The following is a 5095-nucleotide window of genomic DNA, read 5'->3' on the forward strand; positions in this document are numbered from 1 at the left end:
GACCAGGGAGGTCACGTTCGCCTTGCCGAACTCCTTGCGAAACATCACCAGGTCGCACTCCCAATGGCCGAACTGCTTCGGCCCTGCGAAGATCACGTCGCCCTCCACGAGATCCTCGCGCCCCTCGGGCAGGTGATGGCGCACCCGCCCGTTCTGCACCCAGGCCAGCTCGTAGAAGTCATGGCCATGCAGCATCGGGCGCGCTGGGGTGAGCGCGGCGCGGGTCAGCGCGGCGCTGGCGCCGGGGGCGAGGATGTCGGCATGAGAGAGGATCACGGGAGAGTGGTGCATGACGCGAGGGTAGCAGGGATTTCTGCGGATGCGAGAGGCGCCGCGCCGGGGCCGGGTGACGCGGGCGATTTTTCGCGCTAGGGCAGGGCGCATCTGCATGAGGAGCCCTGCCGATGACCGCTTTCGACCGCACTCTCAAGATCGCCCCCTCGATCCTTTCCGCCGATTTCGCGGCCTTTGGCGCGGAGGTCCGCGCCATCGAGGCGCAGGGCGCCGATTGGGTCCATGTCGATGTGATGGACGGGCATTTCGTGCCCAACATCACCTTCGGCCCGCAGCTGGTGCGCGCGATCCGCCCGCATGTGAAGACGGTGATGGACGTGCATCTGATGATCGCGCCGGTCGACCCCTACATCGACGCCTTTGCCGATGCGGGCGCCGACATCCTGACCGCGCATGTCGAGGCGGGGCCGCATGTCCACCGCACGCTGCAGGCGATCCGCGCGGCGGGGATGAAGGCGGGCGTCGCGCTCAACCCCGGCACCCCGGCCGAGGCTGTGGCGCCGCTGCTCGATGACGTGGATCTCGTGCTTGCCATGACCGTGAACCCGGGCTTTGGCGGGCAAAAGTTCATTCACCCCATGCTCGACAAGATCGCCGCCCTGCGCGGGATGATCGGCGACAGGAAAATCCACCTTGAGGTGGATGGCGGCGTCGATGCCACCACCGCGCCGCTGGTGGCCCGGGCGGGCGCCGACGCGCTGGTCGCGGGCTCGGCGGTGTTTCGCGGCGGCTCGGTCGAAGAGGCGCAAATCTACGGCGAGAACATCGCGGCGATCCGGGCGGCGGCGCAGGGCTGAGGCCGCGCGCCATGCGTATTTGAGGAAAGATGAAAGGGAAGGGCGCGCCATCCCCTTCATCGTTCTCTGAAATACGCAAATCCCGACCTCTCCGCCGGCGCAAGGCCGCGGATGGGGCGCCGTCAGCTCCCCTCGCTCATCCGCCGGATCGCCTCGACCCCGCTTTCGCCCAGCGGCACCACCGCGAAGGGACCGCCGAGGCAACGCTGCGACCGGTCCGAGGGATCGGGCGTCTTGGGCGTCGGCAGGAGCCGATCGGCCCAGTCCTCGGCATTGTCGCGCGGGCGATAGCCCAGGAAGGACACCTTGTGGTTCGACACCGACGCGCGGCTGTTGGCCGAGACGCCCCAGGCCACGCTGAAGCCGGTCACCGGCGTGGTGATCGAGGCTTCGACCAGCCGCACCAGATCGCCGTAGGACAGCCATGTGTGCAGCGCGCGGGCGTTCTGCGGCTCGGGCGTGCAGGACATGATGCGCAGGCAGACCGCCTCCAGCCCGCGCTTGTCCCAGAACATCCGGCCCATGTCTTCGGCAAAGCATTTCGACAGGCCGTAGAAGCTGTCGGGGCGGTGGGGCACCTCGGTGTCATGGCCCGCCATCGTCTCCTGCAGGCCCACGGCATGCACGGACGAAGCATAGACCACGCGCCGCGCGCCGGCGCGGTGCGCGGCCTCCCAGACGGTGTAGGCGCCGATGAAATTGGGCCCCAGCAGCTCATCGAAGGGCCGCTCGTCGGGGATGGCGCCGAAGTGCACAACCATCTCGGCGCCCTGCATCAGCGCCTCGACCGCCGCCAGATCGGCGAGATCGGCCTGCACGAAGCGCTCGTTGTCGAGAAGCGAGTCAGGGGCCTCGGCGATGTCGGTCGAGACCAGCTCGTCGGCCAGCTTCGCGAGCGGCGCGCGCAATTGCGAACCAAGCGCGCCGCAGGCGCCGGTGAGAACGATCTTCTTCATGGATACTCCCTAGATCACGGCCGCTTCGGTCAGTGCACGGCCTTCGACGAGGCGCGCCACCGAGAGCGGCGAAAGGTCGAGGCTGCGCCAGCCTCCGTGGATGATGTGCTCGGCGATCCCGCGCCCGACCGCCGGGGCCTGCTGCAGCCCGTGACCGGAAAAGCCGTTGGCGAAATGGAGGTTCGGCACGGCCGGGTGCGGGCCCAGCAGCGCGTTCTGGTCGAGCGTGTTGTAGGCGTAGTGCCCGACCCATGAATTGCGCAGGCGGATCCGCTCGAAGGCGGGCACGCGCGCGGCAAGGAGCGGCCAGATCCGATCCTCCCAGATCGCGTGATCCATCTCGAAATCATCGAAAGCGCAAGGTCCGTCGATCTCGGGCGGGCAGCCCGCCATGTAGAGCGCGCCGTCGCTGCGGTAATGGATGCCGCGCGGATCGACCACCAGCGGCATCCGGCGCGGCAGGCGGTCCTCGGCCTCGAAGATGAAGGTGTAGCGCTTGCGCGGCTCCACCGGCAGCACGATCCCGGCCATCGCCGCCACCGTGGCGGCGCGCGGCCCCGCGGCATTGACGACATGGCCGCAGGCGACGCTGCTGCCGTCGGAGAGCTCGACATGGCTCACGCGACCGCCTGCCATCCGCAGCCCGGTGGCCTCGGCGCGGATCTCCTCGACGCCGAGATGCCGCGCGCGGCGGCGCAGTTCGGAGAACATGGTGCCGCCGTCGAAGCAGCCCTCCTCGCCGGGGTTGTGGCTGCCCAGCAGCACGTCGTCCCACGCCATGAAGGGGAAGGTCGCGGCAAGCTGTGCGGGCGTCAGAAGCCGCGTGCCGGCCTTCATGCGTGCCTGCAGCGCCTGCGCCGCGCGTAGCCGCCCGGCCGAGGCCGCATCACCGGCAAGGTAGAGGTAGCCGAAATCGTCGAAGTGGATCTCCGGCGCGTCCTCGCCCACGAACCGCCTGAAGCCGCGGATGAACTCCAACCCGAAGCGGCCGATCGCGACGTTCACCTGCGTGCCGAACTGCATGCGGATGCAGGAATTGGTGTGGCTGGTCGAGGCATGGGCAAAGGAAGGATCGCGCTCGACCACGAGGATGCGGCCATCGAAGCCCGGATCGCGCGCCAGCCACCAGGCCACGGCGCTGCCGATCATCGCGCCGCCGATGATCACCACGTCGAAGGAGGGGCGCTCGCCTGTCATGCAAGAAGGCTAGAGCCTGGCGCGGCGCGACGAAAGAGGGCTGCTGCACGAAAAAAAAGCGCTCCCGAAGGAGCGCTGGAGTAGGGTCGGACATGGTGTCCGAAGGGGCAGGATGGTCAAACCGGTCGCAGGGCTGCGCCCCGGTCCGTGCGGTGCATCAGCACCGCGAGGTCGAGCGCCATGCCGGCGAGCCGGTTGCGCAAGGCACCGGGACGGGACTGGATGCGGCGCGGCAGGCTGACGAGCAGCGTTTCGCAGCGCACCGGCAGGGCGGGGTGGTAGCGGAAGGTCACGGTCACCATGGCCTCGACACCGCTCGAAAAACGATGCCGCCGGACCTGCGAGAACCGGCTGGAGACAAGCTCTACACGGCGCGACGGCGCCTTGCCCCGGGACGGGGTGGAGGAGGCGGCGGGAACCGTAAAAGCATTTACCTGGTGATACATGCCGCCATCCTCTGAGCTGATCCATGGGCCGGAGAGTTACTTCGGGAAACTGATTAATCGCTGAAACACGATCCGTTTCGAGGTCAATTGTGGCAGGAATGTGGCGGGTTTTCGCTCTTTGGCCGGAACCCCACGTCGCCGGGGTTTCGACCCGACGTAAAAAATATCTGTTGCCTCTCAATAGGTTATGAAACCTATCCGAAAGGCGTACGCGCTCCGTGGCCCTGCCATGGAACGCGTCGTCGGGGAGGCTTCGCAAGGCGGCGCTCAGCCCTTGACCGCCCCGTCCGACAGGCCGGAGACGAGGTGGCGCCGGGCGATCAGGAAGACGCCCGTGATCGGCAGGCCCGACAGGATGGCGGCGGCGGCGAAGTCGCCCCAATGATACTTGAACTCGTTGAGATAGAGCCGCGAGCCCACCGCGAGGGTCATCTGGTCCTCCGAGCGGATCAGCACGGAGGCTATGGGATAGTCGTTGATCACCCCGATGAAGCTCGGCACGAAGATTACCGCCATGATCGGCACCGCCAGCGGCAGGAAGAGATGGCGGAAGGTCCGCCACGGGCTCGCGCCGTCGATCTCGGCGGCCTTGTCGGCGCCATCGAAGGTCACCGCCTCCATCGCGGCGGGCAGGATGCCATCCGCGAAGCCCGCGCCGGGGGTGACCGGGGCGATGATGCCGTCCGTCGCCCATTTGCCAAGCCGGTCATGCGCGAACATCACGATGTCGGGCCCGCCGCCGGTGGCCGCAGCCTGCTGGAACTTTTCGGGCAGCGTCGAGGTGCTGCGCGAGATCGACATCGACATGGCTCCGGGCGAGTTCCTCGTGCTCAAGGGCGGGGTGGTGCAGCAGATCGGCACGCCGCAGGAGATCTACGTCACCCCGGCCAACACCTTCGCCGCCGATTTCATGGGCGCGCCGCCGAGGAACCTCGTGCCGGCGCGCATGACCGGGGCGGGGCTCGACCTCGGCGGCACGCCGCTCGACATGGGGCCGGGCTGGGACGCCGCGGCGCTGCCCGCGCGGGTGACGCTCGGCATCCGGCCCGAGCACCTGGCCCGTGCGACCGCCGCCCCCGATCTCGTGGTCGTGCTGAAGATGATCGAGAACACCGGGGCCGAGGCCTATGTGAGCTTCGATCTCACCGGCGAGACGATCACGGCGCGGCTGTCGGGCCGGATCCCGGAAGATGCGACCGCGCTCAGTGCAGCAGCCGGCTGATCCCGGCGCGGCGCAGGCCGAGGCCCAGCGCCTGGGCCAGCTGCGCGGCCTCGGCGGCCGCCTCGGGACGCAGGAAAGCCAGGGCGAGCATCATCGCCTCCTCGCGCTCCATCAGCGCGCCGTGGCCCACGAGCCGCGCGAACCAGGCTTCGTCGGCGCCAAGGCAGGCGCAGTCCGCGGCAT

The 5095-nt window shown here is 68.6% G+C and carries 6 protein-coding genes and 2 pseudogenes; 2 read left to right on the plus strand and 6 right to left on the minus strand.

Annotated elements, in window-relative coordinates; all coding sequences use genetic code 11:
* Positions 1 to 291: pseudogene (locus tag NHG85_RS03315) on the minus strand (hypothetical protein); the annotation flags it as partial.
* Between the two features lie 113 nt (positions 292 to 404).
* On the opposite strand from NHG85_RS03315, the gene rpe reads away from it, so the two are divergent.
* On the plus strand, positions 405 to 1091 hold the full coding sequence (gene rpe / locus NHG85_RS03320) for a ribulose-phosphate 3-epimerase (RefSeq protein ID WP_253329798.1): 687 nt from the start codon (positions 405 to 407) through the stop codon (positions 1089 to 1091).
* A 122-nt stretch (positions 1092 to 1213) separates the two neighbouring features.
* On the opposite strand, the gene NHG85_RS03325 is transcribed toward rpe, so the two are convergent.
* The 4 genes from NHG85_RS03325 to NHG85_RS03340 all read right to left on the minus strand — a co-directional run bounded on the left by NHG85_RS03325 (position 1214) and on the right by NHG85_RS03340 (position 4491).
* Positions 1214 to 2047: an NAD-dependent epimerase/dehydratase family protein gene (locus tag NHG85_RS03325; RefSeq protein WP_253329800.1), complete on the minus strand. Its 834-nt coding sequence runs from the start codon at positions 2045 to 2047 to the stop codon at positions 1214 to 1216.
* 9 nt (positions 2048 to 2056) lie between these two features.
* A complete protein-coding gene (locus tag NHG85_RS03330) occupies positions 2057 to 3244 on the minus strand; it encodes an NAD(P)/FAD-dependent oxidoreductase (RefSeq protein ID WP_253329802.1) in 1188 nt (395 codons plus the stop codon).
* A gap of 116 nt (positions 3245 to 3360) precedes the next feature.
* Positions 3361 to 3690 (minus strand): hypothetical protein, encoded by a 330-nt coding sequence (locus NHG85_RS03335; protein WP_253329804.1) that lies wholly within the window; start codon positions 3688 to 3690, stop codon positions 3361 to 3363.
* 267 nt (positions 3691 to 3957) lie between these two features.
* Entirely contained in the window at positions 3958 to 4491 is a 534-nt protein-coding gene (locus NHG85_RS03340; protein WP_253329806.1) for an ABC transporter permease subunit, read from the minus strand.
* Positions 4492 to 4495: 4 nt separating this feature from the next.
* Between NHG85_RS03340 and NHG85_RS03345 the strand changes: the two genes are divergently transcribed.
* Positions 4496 to 4912, plus strand: coding sequence for an ATP-binding cassette domain-containing protein (locus NHG85_RS03345; protein ID WP_253329808.1), 417 nt, complete (start codon positions 4496 to 4498; stop codon positions 4910 to 4912).
* On the opposite strand, the pseudogene NHG85_RS03350 reads toward NHG85_RS03345, so the two are convergent.
* Positions 4893 to 5095, minus strand: a pseudogene (locus NHG85_RS03350) (hypothetical protein); the annotation flags it as partial. The gene NHG85_RS03345 and the pseudogene NHG85_RS03350 overlap by 20 nt on opposite strands.

This window comes from Limimaricola litoreus (assembly GCF_024159025.1).
Lineage (GTDB): Bacteria > Pseudomonadota > Alphaproteobacteria > Rhodobacterales > Rhodobacteraceae > Limimaricola > Limimaricola litoreus.

Excerpts from the sequence above, each read along its gene's own strand:
- rpe (WP_253329798.1), top strand. The coding sequence starts at position 405 with ATGACCGCTTTCGACCGCACTCTCAAGATCGCCCCCTCGATCCTTTCC.
- NHG85_RS03325 (WP_253329800.1), bottom strand. The coding sequence starts at position 2,047 with ATGAAGAAGATCGTTCTCACCGGCGCCTGCGGCGCGCTTGGTTCGCAA.
- NHG85_RS03330 (WP_253329802.1), bottom strand. The coding sequence starts at position 3,244 with ATGACAGGCGAGCGCCCCTCCTTCGACGTGGTGATCATCGGCGGCGCG.
- NHG85_RS03335 (WP_253329804.1), bottom strand. The coding sequence starts at position 3,690 with ATGTATCACCAGGTAAATGCTTTTACGGTTCCCGCCGCCTCCTCCACC.
- NHG85_RS03340 (WP_253329806.1), bottom strand. The coding sequence starts at position 4,491 with ATGTCGATCTCGCGCAGCACCTCGACGCTGCCCGAAAAGTTCCAGCAG.
- NHG85_RS03345 (WP_253329808.1), top strand. The coding sequence starts at position 4,496 with ATGGCTCCGGGCGAGTTCCTCGTGCTCAAGGGCGGGGTGGTGCAGCAG.